General features: G+C 67.5%; 1 protein-coding gene. It reads right to left on the bottom strand.

What is annotated here, in order from left to right:
• Positions 1–681 (bottom strand): EF-Tu C-terminal domain-related protein (locus tag E4F25_RS11410; protein ID WP_246069927.1); only part of this gene is annotated, 681 nt, incomplete at its 5' end.

Raw genomic sequence — 681 nt, 5'->3', positions numbered from 1 at the left:
TTACTTGATGATCTTGGCCACCACGCCGGCGCCGACGGTGCGGCCGCCCTCGCGGATCGCGAAGCGCAGGCCCTCGTCCATCGCCACCGGGTTGATCAGCGTGACCTTCATCTTCACGTTGTCGCCCGGCATCACCATCTCCACGCCCTCCGGCAGCTCCACCGCACCGGTGATGTCCGTGGTGCGGAAGTAGAACTGCGGGCGGTAGCCCTTGAAGAACGGGGTGTGGCGGCCGCCCTCGTCCTTCGACAGGACGTAGACCTCGGCCTCGAACTCGGTGTGCGGGGTGATCGAACCCGGCTTGGCCAGCACCTGGCCACGCTCCACCTCGTCACGCTTGGTGCCGCGCAGCAGCAGGCCCGCGTTGTCGCCCGCCTGGCCCTGGTCCAGCAGCTTGCGGAACATCTCAACGCCGGTCACCGTCGTCTTGGTCGTCGGGCGGATGCCCACGATCTCGATCTCGTCGCCCACCTTGATCACGCCGCGCTCGATGCGCCCGGTCACCACCGTGCCGCGACCCGAGATCGAGAACACGTCCTCGACCGGCATCAGGAAGGTCTTGTCCACGTCGCGCTCCGGCTCCGGGATCCAGGTGTCCAGCGCCTCCACCAGCTGCAGGATCGACGGCACGCCGATCTCCGACTGGTCGCCTTCCAGCGCCTTGAGCGCCGAACCCTTCAC

This window comes from Cognatiluteimonas lumbrici (genome assembly GCF_006476065.1).
Lineage (GTDB): Bacteria > Pseudomonadota > Gammaproteobacteria > Xanthomonadales > Xanthomonadaceae > Cognatiluteimonas > Cognatiluteimonas lumbrici.
Note: the sequence above shows the minus strand (reverse complement) of the source record. Positions and strands in the feature narration are given on the sequence as shown.